We start from the raw sequence: 16415 nt of genomic DNA, 5'->3' as shown, positions 1-16415 counted from the left end.
CTATTCCCGCAAGCTTTTTAGCACATTTAACTCTCCGACCATGGCCATGAGTAAAAAATAAATGACAACGCCGATGCCCACAGCCGTCGCCACCGGCCATATGAGCCCTGTCGTCCAACCCATCCGCATCCACGTTTGCACCCCCATCGCCATCACCACAGTCCCCACTAATGGCCACAAAGCCCCCATCCACGGGTTTTGGCGGGCCCCAACGAGTCGACGCCAATCGCGCCAATTCAGCCAAGCCGCACCAAAACTCGCCGCCACTGTGCCAAAAGCCGCCCCTTGAATGCCTAACACCGGTATGCCGGTCAGACGCCATGTCAGCACAAACTTGATGACCGCCGCGATTAAAAGGTTTTTGACAGGAATCCACCCATGGCCACTGGCTTGGAGGGAAGACCCTAGCACCTGTTGAATGGCTAACACAGCGCTCCCTATCGCCAACAATTGCAACGAACGGGTCGCACCGGTATGTCCATAGAGAAGCCGCGTCAAGGGATGCGCCAACACAATGAGTCCTCCCGCCATCGGTAAGCCCAAAAGCCAGATTAAGCGAATCGCCACATGAACCCTTCCCGCAGCTGCCTCGGTATCATTGCGTGCCATCGCTTCTGCAATGGCGGGCACCAACGAGACCGCCAAAGCGGCCCCTACCACCATCGTTAAATTAATCAACGGCATGGCCTCGCCACTTAATTGTCCAAATTGGGCTGTGGCCTGCCTTAACGACAAACCGGCTTGCATGAGTTGGCGCGGGACAAACAAGGAATCGGCCAAAAACATCAGTGGAAACAAAAGCCCCGAGAGAGACATGGGTAAAGCCACTTTAACCAAGCGCCATAAGGCTTGCCATGGCACAGGCCAGCGCAGCGCGTAAGAGCGGCGCCGCCACCGCATCACCATTAAAAACACCATGCCCACCATCGCTCCAGCAGGAGCCCCAAGCGTCGCACCGGCAGCCGCCCAAGCGGTCCCTTTAGGCAGCCATAACAGCGCCAAGGGAAACATCACGGCCACGCGCGATATTTGTTCAAACACTTGCGACAGGGCCGTCGGGGCCATTTCTTGATACCCCTGGAAGTATCCCCGAAAGCCCGCTTCCACCGCGACAAAGGCTAAGGCTGGCGCCAGCGCGCGAATCGATAACGTGGCCGCTGGCTCATCAAAAACTTGTCGTGCGATCCACGGCGCCGCAAGCTCTACGGCTAAAGCCATCAAGATCCCCATAAGACCTAAAAATAATTGTGCCCATGACGCCAACACTTCGGCGGCCATGTAGTCGTTGCGTGAGAGGTTTTCGGCGGTTTGCTTGGACAATGCGGTCGGAATACCATTGACTGATACAGCGAGAATCAAGGCATATAAGGGATACGCCATTTGAAAGAGACCGACCCCGTAATCACCCAAGACCCGAGGCAAAAAAATTCGGTACAACGCCCCAATCATTTTAGAGACCAGAGCCCCAATGGACAGCCAAAAGGCTCCTTGCCATAGTACGTTTTTTTTCATTTCATCCACCTTAATCCGTCGTGACGTCCTTACAGCAGGATATTCGGAGGATCAAATGAAAAAGACCAAGCCCGGTAAGATCGTTTCCGAGCTTGGTCCAAGAACTTTAAGCCATTTGGGCAAAACTCTTGCGGCAGGCCTCGATGGTCTCATCAATATCGCTTGGCTGATGAGCTGCAGAGACAAACAATGCTTCAAAGCGACTAGGGGCCAGATAAATACCTTGGGCTAACATCAACTGATGAAAACGGGCAAATTGGCCCCCGTCCGCTTGTTTGGCGGTGTCATAATCATAAACCGCTTGCGGCCCAAAAAATACGGTCAGGGCAGAGCCTGCACGGTTAATGGTTATCGTCTGCCCATAGTCGTGGGCGGCTTGGAGGATCCCCTGTTCAAGAGTTTCGGCCAATTGCTCCATCCGTGCATACGGCTGGTCCTCGCGCAATACGTCGAGCGTCGCTAGCCCTGCGGATGACGATAGGGGGTTCCCCGCAAAAGTGCCGGCTTGAAACATTCCTCCCAGAGGCGATACATATTGCATCACATCAAAACGCCCGCCATAAGCTCCGGCTGGCAATCCCCCCCCAATTATTTTGCCCATGGCATAGAGGTCAGGCACCACGCCCAATGCCGGTCCCACCGCGCCATAGCCAAAGCGGAACGCGGTAATCACTTCATCGAAGATTAATAAGGCACCCACCTTGTGGGCAGCGTCTCGCATCGCTTGCAAATACCCCTCGCGCGGCGGGACGATGCCCATATTGCCCACGATAGGCTCCGCTAAAATGCACGCCACCTGGTCTCCTATCTGATCCATCGTTCGGGTCAAGATCTCCACGTCATTATAGGGTAAGCTGATCACGTCCTGAACCACGCCAGCGGGTACGCCTAAGCTGTCTTGCGTGCCTACGGTGGAAGCGCCGGATCCGGCTTTGACCAACATCCCGTCACTATGCCCATGATAGGCGCCTTCAAACTTGACCACTACGGATCGGCCCGTAAAGGCTCTCGCCAAACGGATTGCCGACATGACCGCCTCAGTGCCTGTTGTGGTCAGGCGTACCTGATCGAGACCTTCCACATCATGGACCAGCCGTTCTGCCAACAAAATCTCAAAGGGCGCGGGCGTTCCCCACATCGCCCCATCTGCCGCGGCCTGACGAATCGCATCCAGCACCCGAGGATGGGCATGCCCCAACACTAAAGGGCCAAACCCGGCCAAATAATCAATATACCGATGTCCATCGACGTCAAAAAAATACGCACCTTCCCCACGCGCCATCACGATAGGAGGGTCTCCACCGACCGCGCGAAACGACCGTGCTGGTGAATTCACTCCTCCCGGTATGACGTGTCTTGCGCGCTCAAACCATGTGGCGCTGCGTGAAGTGTCTTGCATAAGTTTGGTAGCCTGCCTTTCTGGCGTCCTGTTCCAGGACAATGTCATCAAACGCTTTTTATCATGCCTCAAAATTTCCAGAAAGGGAATTCACCTAAAGGCCTGGTTGTGTCGACAAGCTAGGCTGGTTACTATAGAAAAAGACTACCGAAGGGACAGATTTACCGTGGATCGTATTCGCCTCATTAGTCTCATCTTAGGGAGTTGTGCCATCGTGGCGTTAGGCGTATTCGTTCATAGCGACCTGGTGGCTACACCCCAAGCAGCCGTCCTCCAAACCTCGCGTGCCGTGTTAAACGCCGAAGTTGGCATGAATCCTCGTGAACCGCAGCAATTAACGCAGTTAACGCGTTTCCTCGTTCCCGGAAGTCAAGCTCAATTCCTTACGACGTGGTTATGGCAACAAACCGCCCGAGGCGATACTTTAAGCGGGCTTAAGCCAGTCTTTACCCACATCGCGATGCAGAGCCAACAAATCGATGCGCTGTCGTCGACGCGCGCGGTTGTCGATTACCGCATCACGGTGACGCGCCAATTTTACCCACGCGGTCGTCAAACCAGTCAAGAAATCGCCACCTTTTGGTTGGAAAATACCCAAGGGCAGTGGCGCGTCTACGGCGTATCCTTTAACTTTGATCCCATTGATTTGCCAGGACGGCCAGATTCTTTAGGCTATGATACATGGCACCTCAATCCGGCGCCCGCCCCCCCTCATGGCATTTAACTATAAGAAAACCGCAATGATCCGAAGATCACTGCGGGCTTCCTACCGAAAAAGATCAGGACGTGTGGAAATGAAGGCTATTGTTCCATCTGCTTCGCCAGGAAGCCCGCCGCCGTTTCCGCCAGTTTGACCTCCATCTCACCCATTTTTACATCGGGCTCGCGCGTACAGATAATTACAGCGCCTATCGGGTCGCCTTCGGAAATAATCGGCGCGATCACTTCGACTAGAAATTTATCTTCGTCCTCATCCCCGACCAGGCTGCCTTTAGGCTTGTGGTCACCTTTGTTATAGAATGCGGTTTTACGCTCTTCCATCGCCTTCTCAACCAAAGCCCCTAATGGCTTATTTAAAAACTCCTTTTTCGGTGCTCCCGATACCGCAATAATCGCATCACGGTCGGCAATCAGCGCAATATGTCCCACAGCCTCATACAGAGAATCCGCATATTCTTTTGCAAAATCGCCGAGTTCTCCAATGGGGGAGTACTTTTTGAGAATGACTTCGCCATCGCGATCGACGAAAATTTCCAATGGGTCTCCCTCTCGGATTCTTAGGGTTCGGCGGATCTCCTTGGGAATCACCACACGACCCAAGTCATCTATTCGGCGTACAATGCCGGTAGCTTTCACTAATGGCCCTCCTTTCGCCTGCGGCCTCTCAGGGGTAGTATATCGATCGGCCTAGACGTTTATGCATTTTTTCCAAAACTGCCGGATGGTAGTAACTTCCCGATCAAAGCAATGTCACGTGGGCTCGACGGATAATAGGCGCTGACCACTGGTCAAACACATTGGACCGCGAGGCTTGCCATAACTGCTCCTTGGCCCCGTTAAATGCTGTACTCAAGGGAAGCGGCGTCCCGCCCTGAACCGCTTGAACTTCGATGATAGCGTAGCCTAAACGCGTGTGAACTATACCACTGTGTCCAGGCGAATGTTCCGCTAAAAAGACTTGGCTTGGCGATGTGACATCGCCCTTGACCCAAACCCATCCCATTGTCCCGCCCGCCATGCGGTTCGCGCGGTCAATGGAATATTTTTGGGCTAACGCCGCAAAATGCGCCCCATGGGTCCACTGATACATGACCGACGCCGCCTGACTACTCGAGGGCAAAACAATCTCACGCGCCAAGACCTCCTTGGGCGTTTGGAATTCAGACAAATGATGCGCGTAAAACGCTTGCACGGCGGTTGCCGAAGGGGCTGGCACCTTTTGGGTCACGTGATGGAAGGCTGCCATGAGCCACATTTGGCTTTTGACATAGCTCATTAAATCCCCTGGACCTATCTGATACCGGTGCAGCACGGCAAATAAAGCCGCCCGGTTCCCAAAATGAGCCCGGACGGCTTGTGCAATCGTGGCCGACGCTTGAGTGGTCGCCGCTTGCGGTGTCAGCCAGTGGTGATGTTGACTATATTGAATAATTGCCAACTGGTTAGCATAGGTACTCAGCTGTGGTTTTTGCCACCTGGGATCGAAATTGGGTGTTTGGCCCGTCATCAGCGCATTGCTTCGCAGAATCGTGTCCCACTGCGCCTGCGTAATTTTTTCCCCGTTGACAATCGCGAGCGTCTGCGAAGGCGATGATCCACATCCTGCTAAGGCTACCCCCAAGGCCAGCCCCCATATGACTTTAGCCGCTTTCTTGTTTCCCATTGGCACCTGCTCCTCGGATGGTCAGCAACACGTCTTCCGCAACATCCAGTGCTTGATCGACACTGTGGCGTAAAGGGAGTCTGACACTGAGTTCCGGAGCTTTAGCGGCCCCTGGGACAAGACGTCCAGGGTAGGCGCGCGCCAAACGATGCAGCGCCTCATTGTCGATGGGAGCATCAGGCAAGCTCTTGAGATAAATTCTGTCCTTTTTGTGACTGACTTGGACGATTTTCATGTCTTTGGCCATCACCCGCACTCGTCCCAATTGAAGCAAGCGGGCCACTGGTGCTGGCACTGGACCAAACCGATCGACAAATTCATCCGCTAACGCTTCGATTTCCTCTAAGCTTTGCGCAGATACCAACCGTTTATACAAAGACACTTTAAGGCTTGCCGCATTCACATAGGTATCCGGTAAATAGGCATCGACGGCTATGTCGATCGCTGGGTCAACGTCTTGAGGCGTTTCTTCGCCCTTTAATTCGCGAACCGCTTCGGCGAGTAACTGTGTATACAAATCAAATCCAACCGATGCAATAAATCCGTGCTGTTCCGAACCTAATAGATTTCCTGCTCCCCGAATCTCTAAATCGCGTAAAGCAATTTGGTACCCTGCTCCGAGTTCTGTAAATTCGCGAATCGCTTCCAGCCGTTTTTCCGCTTGGGGCGTCAACGTCTTATCCCGACGATAGGTAAAATAGGCATAGGCCAAGCGCGCCGAACGTCCCACCCGCCCTCGAATTTGATACAACTGAGCCAGTCCCATGCGGTCGGCATCTTCAACAATCAAGGTATTCGCATTGGGAATATCTAATCCCGATTCAATAATACTTGTCGCCACTAAAATATCGTATTCTTGCTCAATAAACCGCGCCATCACGTCTTCAATGCGTGTTTCGTCCATCCGGCCATGAATCACCCCAATGGCCGCTTCCGGAAACATTTTCATCAGACGTGACACCGTCTGGTCAATCGCCAAGATGCGGTTCTGTACATAAAAGACTTGACCCCCGCGGTCCAATTCGCGGCGAATGGCTTCTTGAATCAACGCCTCATCAAATTCTGCTACGACCGTCTCTACAGGCAGGCGGTCCAACGGTGGGGTCTCAATGAGGCTCATATCACGCACACCCACCATTGCCATGTGCAACGTGCGGGGAATTGGCGTGGCAGACAACGTCAAGACATCAATGTTCTCGCGCAAAGCTTTAATGCGTTCTTTGTGCGCGACACCAAATCGATGTTCTTCATCAATAATGAGCAAACCCAAATCCCGAAATTTCACGTCCTTGCCTAAGAGACGATGGGTGCCAATAATCAGGTCAACTTGACCTTGTGCCAACTGCGCGAGGGTCTGCTTCTGTTGCTTCGGCGTACGAAATCGGCTTAGCACGTCGACCGTTACCGGGAATCCCGCAAATCGGGCTTTTGCCGTGGAAAAATGTTGGTCCGCCAACAACGTCGTCGGCACCAAAAATGCCACTTGCTTACCGGACATGATGGCCTTAAACGCAGCACGCAATGCTACCTCGGTTTTCCCGTAGCCGACGTCTCCACAAAGCAGCCGATCCATGGGCCGCATTTTTTCCATGTCCCGCTTTATTTCTTCGATAGACCGGAGTTGGTCATCAGTTTCCTCATAGCCAAAGGCCGATTCGAAATCTTTCTGCCATGGCGTATCTTCCGCAAAGCTGATGCCAGGCCGCGACTCCCTTACGGCATACAGCCGGATTAATTCTTTGGCCATTTCCCGTACAGAGGCGCGGACTTTGTCTTTAACCCGCGACCATTCCTGCCCGCCCATTTTGGACAGTTTAGGATCTTGCCCTTCGACGCCAATGTATTTTTGAATTAATCCCAATTGGTCCGTTGGCACATAGAGCGTATCCTGCCCTGCGTACTGCACATGCAGGTAATCTTTATGCTGATTTTGAATTTCCAGCGTGACCATACCCAGGTAGCGTCCAATGCCATGCGTAATATGCACGACATAGTCCCCCGGCTTCAAATCGGCCAAGCGGACCGTCTGCTTCGGTTCTTGGGCGCGGCGTAAACGCGGCTGTTCCCGTCCTGACAGTTCGGTCTCGGCTAATACGGCAATCCCGAGTTCCGACAAGATGAAGCCATGAGCCAATTGGCCCGTCAACAAACCTACTTCGCCTACCGCTCCCATCCCCTCGTGGGCGGGAATCCCGAAGTCCATCAGCTGCCGCTGCATAACCTTAATGGCCGCCTCGTCACGCAAAATTAAGGCGACTTTCAGTCTAGACTTGCGTAAACGGGTCACTTCGGCTTTGAGCAAATCGATCTGCCCATGAATCCGGGGCGCCGGCCGCCCCGTCAAATTTAAATGAATCCCATTTTCCTTGCGGGGATGTGGCATCAATGACAAAGTGAGCTCGCCCAATCCCTTTAACCGCGCAAAGAATTGGTCCTGCGTTAAGGTCGACTCCGCTTCCACTGGCAAAAAATCTCCCCGCTCCAGTCGCCTTACGCGCTCTTGCGCCTCGTCCAAATCCCGTCCCCTTAGGGCTTCGGTAATGCGCGGCACATCATGATATATCACCAATGGTGGCGTGGTAAAAATTTCGGTCACGGCCTTAAGCGGATAAAAGGCCGCACCGTACCGCTCAAGGCCGGGGAAAACTCGCCCTTCTGCAAGATCGGCTAACCAATGCCCAAAGCGCTCTTTCGTCTTGTGGGCGAGATCCAATTGCCCCATGGATTCTAGATTGTGATAAAGTGTGGATGCCTCATGGGCTATGCGCTCAATACCACGGTCCCGTTCGGCCGGTGTCAACAAGACTTCTCGTGCCAACCCAATTTGCGCCTGCTGCCGCATTTCCACGGTTTTCTGTGAAACCACGTCAAAAACGCGGATGGAATCGATTTCATCTCCAAACCATTCGATGCGGTAAGCAGGGCCTCCGGGCACATAGACATCGATGATGCCGCCTCGCACCGCATACGTCGCCTCTTCGCCCACTTCCACTTCGCGGCGATACCCGAGCTGGACCAACCTACCCATCACCACCTCAGGGTCCACCACGTCGCCGACGTGGAGATGCAAGGCCTTTTGCAACACCGGCATCACTAATTGGCGCACAGCTTCCACTGGCGCCACCAAGATGGTCCGGGGATCATTTGCCGCCTGGTCAAGCGCTTCAAGCCGGCGCAATGTCCATTCATGGCTTTGGGCCTGAACCTCGCCCACCACATGCGGTCTGGGCGGCAACAGGTGAATGGGACGACCGGGCAAAAACTGTACCAATTCCGCTTCGAACGTCTGCGCTTCCGCAAACCCCACGGTCACTACCAAGACGGGACGGGATATACCGTCCACTACGTGGGCGGCAAGAAAGGACGGCAAAGAGCCCGACAATCCGAAGACGTGGGCTGTTTTTCCGGAACGTAAGGCATCCGTTAACTCTTGCACTGGCGCATACCCGGACCACAGCGTGCGCAGCGAACTCAAATCGGCCATGACAATTCCTTTCATGCCTAACAATGCTAGAAAAATCGCCGGGATGTCAGCTTTGTTCCTAGTTATACCATAAGCCCTCATCATAGGGAACGGGCAGGCAATGCTCACACAAGATCCGGACTTCCGTCACATCCGCACTCACGGGCGCAACAAAGGCCCTTTGATCTTCCGCAGACAATTGCACGAGTCCCAATAACGGATCGTCCCATGCCCCCGGATATTCGCCAATACGGCGTCCACAGCGCCGACAACGGTATACAACCACCGCGTATCCTCCTCGTTTGCGAAGATACCGTTAGTGTTCCCGTCGTCGTCTCTTTCCACCCCAAATCAGTGGCTGTTAAAGTGATTCATCGCATCCACGGGCCCTTTCACCACAACCCATTCCGCGGCGTCGCTAGCCTTTTCCAAAGCAGGTTGGAGCACCGTCCAGTCCGCCGCTGTAAATCGGCTGAGTACCCAATCTATCACCGTCATCCCTTGCGTCGGGCGCCCAATCCCAATCTTGACGCGTGGAAAATTCTCCGTCCCTAACGCGTGAATAATGGATTTCAGACCGTTATGGCCGCCGCTAGAACCGCGGGCACGCACTCTAATCGTTCCCAACGGCAGGTCAAGATCGTCAGAAATCACCAAAATCTCAGCGGCCGTAATTTTATAAAACCGTGCGAGCGCCCCGACTGCGTCACCACTTAAGTTCATAAATGTTAGAGGTTTGAGCAAAAAAATGTTGCCCCACTTCGCTATGAGCCCAAAGCGATTGCGCATAAATACCGCATTGTGCTTTTCAGCCAAGCGGTCTAATGTCATAAATCCCACATTATGCCGCGTCTTGGCATACTCCAGTCCCGGATTGCCTAACCCCACGATGACGCGAATGCCCTCCTTGTTCATTCGAACAATTTGGACACCGACAGATCCTCATGGACCCGCATGATGGCCTCCGCCAATAATGTGGCCACGCTAATCACCGTCGTACGCGCCATCGGTTCTTGCAACGAAATCGTGTCCGTCACAAAAAAGTCCTCAATCACCGAATCCCGAAGAATTTGCGCAGCCCGTCCCGAGAAAACGGGGTGCGTACACGCGGCATAGACGGCTCTCGCCCCTAAATCCATAATCGCTTGGGCCGCCTGCGCGATCGTGCCCCCGGTATCAATCATGTCATCCACAATTACCACGGTCTTATCTCGCACCTTGCCAATGACGTTAACCACTTCCGATACATTGGGCCCCGGCCGTCTTTTGTCAATAAAGCCCAACGGCGCTTCCAAATACTTGGCCATCTTGCGAGCCCGGTGCACGCCCCCAGCATCCGGCGAGAAAATCATCAAGTTATCTAATTGCTTTTCATGGATGGCTTCAGAAAGGATACGAACCCCTTGCAGGTTGTCCACAGGGATATCAAAAAAACCTTGAATTTGTGGCGCGTGCAAATCCATCGTCAACACACGCCTAGCGCCAGCCACGGTAATCAAGTTGGCGACGAGTTTGGCGGNATATCGGCTCGCGTCCCTGTTCCTTGCGGTCTTGGCGTGCGTAACCATAAAATGGCACAACCGCCGTGACCCGTCGAGCCGATGCCCGGCGGGCCGCATCGATGAGCAGCAGCAATTCCATCAAGTTTTCGTTTACGGGCTGCGATGTCGGCTGCACAATAAACACATCGGTGCCGCGGACATTTTCGAGGAGCCGTACGCGAATCTCCCCATTGGAAAACCTCCCGACGTCTGCCTGGCCAAGGGAAATGCCCAGGTGCGAGACAATCTTTTCCGCCAGCACCCGGTTGGCCGTGCCGGTAAATATCTTCAGTTCCCCTTCCCGTTCAAAGCTCATTGGAACAATGATCCCCTTCCTGCTGCATTAACTTCTCGCCGCGTTTATGATTTTCGGCGCGAGCTCGCCCACTGCGCCTTGTTTTCTTGCCGCGCACGGGCAATTCCCAAACTATCGGGTGGCACATTCTGTGTGATAGTCGATCCTGCCGCGACGTAAGCCCCGGACCCAATTTCAACGGGCGCAACTAAATTGGCATTGCACCCCACGAACGCCCCATCGCCAATAAAGGTCGGATGTTTCGCCTTGCCATCATAATTCACAATGACGGTGCCTGCCCCAATGTTCACCCCGCCACCTATCGTCGCATCGCCGAGGTAGGAATGATGCCCCGCTTTGGTCCCTGTGCCGACTCGGGTATTTTTCAATTCGACAAAGTTCCCGATTTTCACATTATGATCTAAAGAGGTCCCTGGACGCAAATGACTAAACGGTCCTACTGAGGAACGACTCGCAAGCTGACTCAGCTCCACGACCGAGCGGTCGACGCGCACCCCGTCCCCTAAACGGCTCGATACAATTGAGGTCATCGGCCCAATATGGCATTCCCGACCGATTTTCGTGTGGCCGCGTAAGAATGTCATGGGATAAATAACGGTATCTTGTCCTACTTCCACATCAATGTCCACATACGTGGAATTGGGATCAACAATGGTGACACCCTCGTCAAACAGGCGATTCAACGTCAGTTCCCGAAGATAGGCTTCCGCTTGGGATAAATCACGACGCGTATTGACACCCATCACGCGCGCCGCATCAGGAGCCGTATAAACATCCACCCGCTTCCCTTGAGCCACAAGAGCTTCCACCGCGTCTGTCAAATACCGTTCATCTTGATGCCAAGGCAGTCCCTGCAAAATTTTGGACAAACCCGCGACGGACCATACCCCGATGCCGGTATTGACTTCCGTAATTTGATATAAGGCTGGATCACTGGAAGCCTCTCGGTCTTCGACAATACGGCTCACCCGGTCACCTGACGAGCGAACAATGCGCCCATATCCTCTGGGATCCGGCACTACCATGCTGACAATTGTACAATCCGCCCCAGTATTTTCATGCCGAGCTAAAACATCCTGAATCAATTCGGGAGGAACGAGCGGGCAGTCCGCCAATAATACCACCAGGTACTGCGTATCTTCGTCGAGCACCGCCAACGTCTGAGCCACAGCATCCCCCGTCCCACGCATCTCTGGCTGCTGGACAAAAAGTGCTTGGCCCTCTAAGGCTTCTTCCACCCGTGGCGCTTGATGCCCCACAACCACCCAGGGTTTCCCTAATCCGGCTTGGCGTACGGCGCGCACGACGTGCTCTACCATCGGAACGCCCCCTAGTTCATGCAGGGCTTTGGCCAATCCCGAGTGCATACGCGTTCCCCGTCCTGCCGCTAAAATCACGCATTCTGCCTGTGGCAAAACAATCCCTCCGATTTCTGGTGATTCATCCTGGTTAGCATACCAAAATTTTAGGCTGTGATGAATCACCTGTCCCGCGTGCGCATCACGAAACGTGTCGGTGCCGTCGTTTAGTGCCATGAAAGCCAACACCCCTCGCACTAGGAGAACGAGGGGTGTTGGCTTGACTCCAGACCGACTCAATCACCTGCGGTACGGATCTCTGAGGCAGCCTTATGATTGTCTTATACCACACTTTCATAAAATACATCGAGCACAGCTTTTTGAATGCGCTCCCGGGCCGCCGGAGTAATGGGATGCGCCACGTCTCGAAATTCACCATCCGGCGTTTTCCGACTGGGCATGGCCACAAAAAGCCCCTTAAGTCCCTCCACAACCTTGACGTCGTGAATGACAAACTCCCCATCCAAAGTTACCGATGCGACGGCCTTCATTTTTCCCTCAGTTGTCATGCGGCGGAGCCGCACATCCGTAATCTCCACGCTGAATCCTCCTTATGCCTATGGGTGGCCCGGTTGTCCGGAAGTACTGTATTCGCCATAGACACAGAGAATTCCTTCATATTTTCAAAAATTTAGTATATATATTCACTCCGTCAGCTCTGAATCGACACATTATATCCATCTATCCGCAAATTCTCGACAATTTCCTGAACATGTTCACGGTTTCTTGTCTCCAGCACCATTTGAATGGCCACTTCCGCGGGAGATAGCGTGGGACTCCACCTTTCATGCTCAACCCGAATGACATTGGCATGCAATTCAGCCACCCGCCGTAGTACCTTCGCCAATTGTCCCGGACGATCTCCTACGGTAGTTTTCAAGTGGACTTGACGCCCTTCTTCCACGAGGCCTTTCTCAATGATCCGGTTGAGCAGCGTCACATCAATGTTGCCGCCACTCACCACCACACCCACGGTTCCCATCCCTAGGGGGATCTTGCCCGCTAGCATGGCGGCCAAGCCGACGGCTCCAGCCCCTTCCACGACAAGTTTACTGCGTTCCAAAAAAATGAGAATCGCACGAGAGATCTCCTGCTCGGACACGGTGACAATGTCGTCAACGTAACGCTCGACCAAAGCATAGGTCAAATCGCCAGGGGTTTTCACGGCAATTCCGTCCGCTATCGTCCGACCATTGCTGGCAGGAACAAGCCGCCCCGCCTTGCGCGATTGGGCCATTGCGGGCACAGATTCTGTTTGCACGCCAATGACTTTGACACGGCAGTTTTGAGCCTTGGCCGCCATCGCGATACCGCCAATTAACCCCCCACCACCGACCGGCACCACCAAGACGTCCAAGTTGGGCCGTTCATCGAGCATTTCCAGCGCAACAGTGCCTTGCCCGGCAATAATCATGGGATCGTTAAAGGCGGGAACCATAATGCGCCCCGTCGTCTCAGACACCCGCAAAGCTTCTTGATAGGCATCATCAAAGGTTTCCCCAAACAGACAAATCTCCGCGCCATAATTTCGCGTGGCCTCAATTTTGGTGAGAGATGCGCCTTCGGGCATATAGATTCTCGATGTCGTTCCCACCAGCCCCGCTGCCAATGCCACACCCTGGGCATGATTGCCGGCCGATGCGGCTATCACGCCTCTTTTGAGTTCTTCTGGGGTTAATTGGCGCAACCGGTTATACGCCCCCCGGAGCTTGAACGACCCCGTTCGCTGTAAGTTTTCGAGTTTGAAAAATACCCGGGCCCCAAGCAAATCATTAATGTACACCGACTCCTGCAAAGGGGTCACGACCGTCACGCCTTGTAAGGCTTGGGCCGCTTGGCGGACGCTTTCGAGGGTAATACTATCAATGTCGGTCATCAGTGTCTCCCTTTCTTTCTGCGCATAAGTCCTTTGCCCATACGCTGGGAACGACCGTGGACAGAGTCTCATCCCATTCTAAAAGGCTCCAAAACTTTCCAATCAGTTTATGCGTCGGTTCCCTCGTGGCGACTAAAACTCCCGCCCCCACGACCTGCGCCCCAAATTCCCCTAAGAGGTCTGCTGCCGCGCGTGCCGTTCCCCCGGCTTTCATAAAATCGTCCACAAACAGCACCCGACTCTCTCGCCCGAGAGCCCGCCTGGCCAGTGACATCGATTGAATACGCCGCGAAGACCCGGACAGGTAGTTGATAGAGACCGCCGACCCCTCCGACAAGCGGCTATCACGCCGAATCAACACCACGTCCGTGCCTAGGGCTTTGGCACACGCCATCGCCAACGGAATGCCCTTGGTTTCCACTGTCGCCACCACATCCACTTTTTGCTGGCGGAATGGAAAGGCCAACAGCTCTCCCATGGGCTCTATCATCCGGGGTTCGAAAAGCAAATCGGTCATATAGAGAAATCCATCGGCGGTCAATCGGTCTGGCTCTGTTAACCGCGCCGTCCATGCCGCTAAGGTTTCTGATGCCCGCACTCGGTCGAGGGCCGGCACAAACATGACGCCCCCTTGCGCTCCCACATGAGTCACAACAGTTCCTTGCCCCGTCTCTTCTAAAATGCCTTTAATAAATAATAAGTCCTCGGACAGCGTTGACTTTGCTACGTGCAAAGCCGCACTCAGTTCCGTAAGACTCCACTGTGTATGAGGATGTGTGAACAAATAGCTCGTCAGGGCTAAAAGCCGTTTGTACCGGACCTGTATCCGCCCTGATGCCTTAATATCCGTCGTTGTGTCTCCCTCTCGCATAATCTCTCCTTGGCTCTTATGGCTGTTGCACTGAGGCCGGAGCGCTCTGCCCATTGCCCAACAGGCGGTCTGCCATTTCCCAGTCCTGGGGTTTGTCAACATCGACGCCCACTTCAGGATAGTCAAAGATTAATGCTTGCCCCTTAATCCCTAACAACTGCGCCACCCGCTTTTGTGCGTCTTCGATGCCTAAGCGGCCGATTAACCACTTCACCAAAATTCCTAGACCGATATCTCCAGCTAAACGCCTGGGGGATTTGCGATGTTCCAGCAATTCGGTTACAGCCGTACGGCTCCGCAATACCGCTTCTTTACGGACCATGAAGATATTCCCCCCTGTAAAGGTGCCATCCACTAGTCGCACATAGGTCCTTTGCGTTTGCGGAAACCGCGCCTCTACTAAGGATTTTTCGATGATAGGATAGACCACGTCGTAGTGGTCGTCCGCCGCGTCGACAAAAGCGCTGACCGCCTCAGGCGTTAAAAACGGCACGTCTGCCGTCGCGATTAAAACCGGTCCGTCCCCCACACAATCCAAACCGCTAATGACATTAGCAAACATTTCATCATGGACAGGCGCCCAGATTACATCGTGCAGTGGCAACGACGAGGGTCCTACCACAACAATCGGCGCAATGCGGCCCGATTGTCGCAAAGCGTCCACGACGTATTCCACCAGAGCGCGACCACCCACCCTGATTTCTGCCTCCCATTGAAAGGCAGATAAGCTGGCCAGGCGACCATCGTTGCGTTGTCCTGCTAGCACAATTGCCGGACGCTGATTCATGATGTCCACTCCTTTACCGGCACAGCCGGCGCAAACTGCGTCACTTGTGTCCATGGTATGCCATGCTTGCGCAAAGTGCGATGTGCACGCTGCAACAACTCTAAATCCCGATGCAAGGTGAAATACGCCGACCCACTGCCCGACAACGTCCAGATTAAGCCCGTCAGTTGCTGCAATCGTTCTTTGAACGCATGCACTGCTGGCTCGATAGCCCATGCCGCGCGCTCTAAGGCATTGTAAAATGCCGGTACTGGCGCATCTTGGCGCAGGGCCCGAACCCACATCTCCGGATCGTTGTCGCTTCCATCGTTTGCTGCCGGCAATTCGTCGAATGCTTGGTAAGCGCGGGCCGTTGAGATACTGACATTCGGGAATGCGAGCAACACGCCCCAGGTCGGCAACGCCGGCAAAAACCGCACCTGCTCGCCATATCCCTCCGCGATGGCTGTACCTCCCTCGAGAAGAAACGGCACATCCATACCTAACTGAGCGGCTTCTCCAGCCAAATGGGTTTGTGGTGCGACCTCGTGAATCCAGCGCAGCATCGCAGCCGCATCGGCACTCCCACCCCCAAGCCCCGCTCCTGTTGGAATATGCTTGCAGCACACGACGGCCACAGAAGGAACCTGGCCGGGAGCATACTGTTGGCCCATCCGGTAGGCTTTCGTGATTAAATTACCCTCAGGATCGCCGGTAATCTTGGGCGCTTGAAGCTGATAGTGGTCAGCCACTTCAATGTCTATGGTATCCGCAAGTCCAATGGTCTGCATCAGCGTGCGCACAGGATGATAGCCCCGTGCGTCACGGGGCCCCACCCATAGTCCTAAATTAATCTTGGCATTGGCTCGAAGCCGCCAACTACTTCGCGGCGTGGCCGTCCCCTCCCTCACGCGTACTGGGAGTATCTTA

The 16415-nt window shown here is 54.1% G+C and carries 15 protein-coding genes and 1 pseudogene; 1 reads left to right on the top strand and 15 read right to left on the bottom strand.

Annotated features, from left to right (window positions below; translation table 11 throughout):
* Together CO251_RS12075 and hemL are read right to left on the bottom strand one after the other, a co-directional pair.
* Complete coding sequence (locus CO251_RS12075) at nt 1-1512, bottom strand: polysaccharide biosynthesis protein (protein ID WP_103376070.1); 1512 nt, start codon at nt 1510-1512, stop codon at nt 1-3.
* Between the two features lie 106 nt (nt 1513-1618).
* Nucleotides 1619-2911, bottom strand: coding sequence for a glutamate-1-semialdehyde 2,1-aminomutase (gene hemL / locus CO251_RS12070; RefSeq protein ID WP_103376069.1), 1293 nt, complete (start codon nt 2909-2911; stop codon nt 1619-1621).
* A 166-nt stretch (nt 2912-3077) separates the two neighbouring features.
* Between hemL and CO251_RS12065 the strand changes: the two genes are divergently transcribed.
* Complete coding sequence (locus tag CO251_RS12065) at nt 3078-3635, top strand: hypothetical protein (protein ID WP_103376068.1); 558 nt, start codon at nt 3078-3080, stop codon at nt 3633-3635.
* Nucleotides 3636-3712: 77 nt separating this feature from the next.
* Here the strand turns inward: CO251_RS12065 and spoVT are convergent, their stop codons facing one another.
* The 13 genes and pseudogenes from spoVT to ispE all read right to left on the bottom strand — a co-directional run bounded on the left by spoVT (nt 3713) and on the right by ispE (nt 16396).
* Complete coding sequence (gene spoVT, locus CO251_RS12060) at nt 3713-4267, bottom strand: stage V sporulation protein T (RefSeq protein ID WP_103376067.1); 555 nt, start codon at nt 4265-4267, stop codon at nt 3713-3715.
* A 103-nt stretch (nt 4268-4370) separates the two neighbouring features.
* Entirely contained in the window at nt 4371-5294 is a 924-nt protein-coding gene (locus CO251_RS12055) for a peptidylprolyl isomerase (protein ID WP_103376066.1), read from the bottom strand.
* On the bottom strand, nt 5272-8793 hold the full coding sequence (mfd, locus tag CO251_RS12050; protein ID WP_242968582.1) for a transcription-repair coupling factor: 3522 nt from the start codon (nt 8791-8793) through the stop codon (nt 5272-5274). The genes CO251_RS12055 and mfd overlap by 23 nt, the downstream gene beginning before the upstream one ends.
* Before the next feature lie 43 nt (nt 8794-8836).
* Nucleotides 8837-9043, bottom strand: a complete 207-nt coding sequence (locus CO251_RS12045; RefSeq protein WP_103376064.1) for an anti-sigma-F factor Fin — start codon at nt 9041-9043, stop codon at nt 8837-8839.
* A 65-nt stretch (nt 9044-9108) separates the two neighbouring features.
* Complete coding sequence (pth, locus tag CO251_RS12040) at nt 9109-9645, bottom strand: aminoacyl-tRNA hydrolase (protein ID WP_369825273.1); 537 nt, start codon at nt 9643-9645, stop codon at nt 9109-9111.
* A gap of 23 nt (nt 9646-9668) precedes the next feature.
* Nucleotides 9669-10276, bottom strand: a pseudogene (locus tag CO251_RS17785) (ribose-phosphate diphosphokinase); the annotation flags it as partial.
* A 1-nt stretch (nt 10277) separates the two neighbouring features.
* A partial coding sequence (locus CO251_RS17780; protein WP_242968581.1) for a ribose-phosphate pyrophosphokinase-like domain-containing protein occupies nt 10278-10614 on the bottom strand: 337 nt, incomplete at its 3' end.
* Nucleotides 10615-10658: 44 nt separating this feature from the next.
* Nucleotides 10659-12149, bottom strand: a complete 1491-nt coding sequence (gene glmU, locus CO251_RS12030; protein WP_103376063.1) for a bifunctional UDP-N-acetylglucosamine diphosphorylase/glucosamine-1-phosphate N-acetyltransferase GlmU — start codon at nt 12147-12149, stop codon at nt 10659-10661.
* A gap of 104 nt (nt 12150-12253) precedes the next feature.
* On the bottom strand, nt 12254-12511 hold the full coding sequence (spoVG, locus tag CO251_RS12025; RefSeq protein WP_103376062.1) for a septation regulator SpoVG: 258 nt from the start codon (nt 12509-12511) through the stop codon (nt 12254-12256).
* Nucleotides 12512-12624: 113 nt separating this feature from the next.
* Nucleotides 12625-13848, bottom strand: coding sequence for a threonine ammonia-lyase (ilvA, locus tag CO251_RS12020; RefSeq protein ID WP_103376061.1), 1224 nt, complete (start codon nt 13846-13848; stop codon nt 12625-12627).
* Nucleotides 13835-14719 carry a pur operon repressor gene (gene purR / locus CO251_RS12015; RefSeq protein WP_242968580.1) on the bottom strand — a complete coding sequence of 295 codons (885 nt, stop codon included), beginning with the start codon at nt 14717-14719 and terminating at the stop codon, nt 13835-13837. The genes ilvA and purR overlap by 14 nt, the downstream gene beginning before the upstream one ends.
* 16 nt (nt 14720-14735) lie before the next feature.
* On the bottom strand, nt 14736-15506 hold the full coding sequence (locus CO251_RS12010) for a nucleotidyltransferase family protein (protein WP_158246323.1): 771 nt from the start codon (nt 15504-15506) through the stop codon (nt 14736-14738).
* Nucleotides 15503-16396 (bottom strand): 4-(cytidine 5'-diphospho)-2-C-methyl-D-erythritol kinase, encoded by an 894-nt coding sequence (ispE, locus tag CO251_RS17250; RefSeq protein WP_158246322.1) that lies wholly within the window; start codon nt 16394-16396, stop codon nt 15503-15505. Before ispE ends, CO251_RS12010 begins: the two co-directional genes overlap by 4 nt.
* Nucleotides 16397-16415: the final 19 nt, after the last annotated feature.

The sequence above is a fragment of the Sulfobacillus sp. hq2 genome (assembly GCF_002903155.1).
GTDB lineage: Bacteria > Bacillota > Sulfobacillia > Sulfobacillales > Sulfobacillaceae > Sulfobacillus > Sulfobacillus thermotolerans.
The sequence above is the reverse complement of the archived record's forward strand: the minus strand, read 5'-3'. Positions and strand labels throughout refer to the sequence as shown.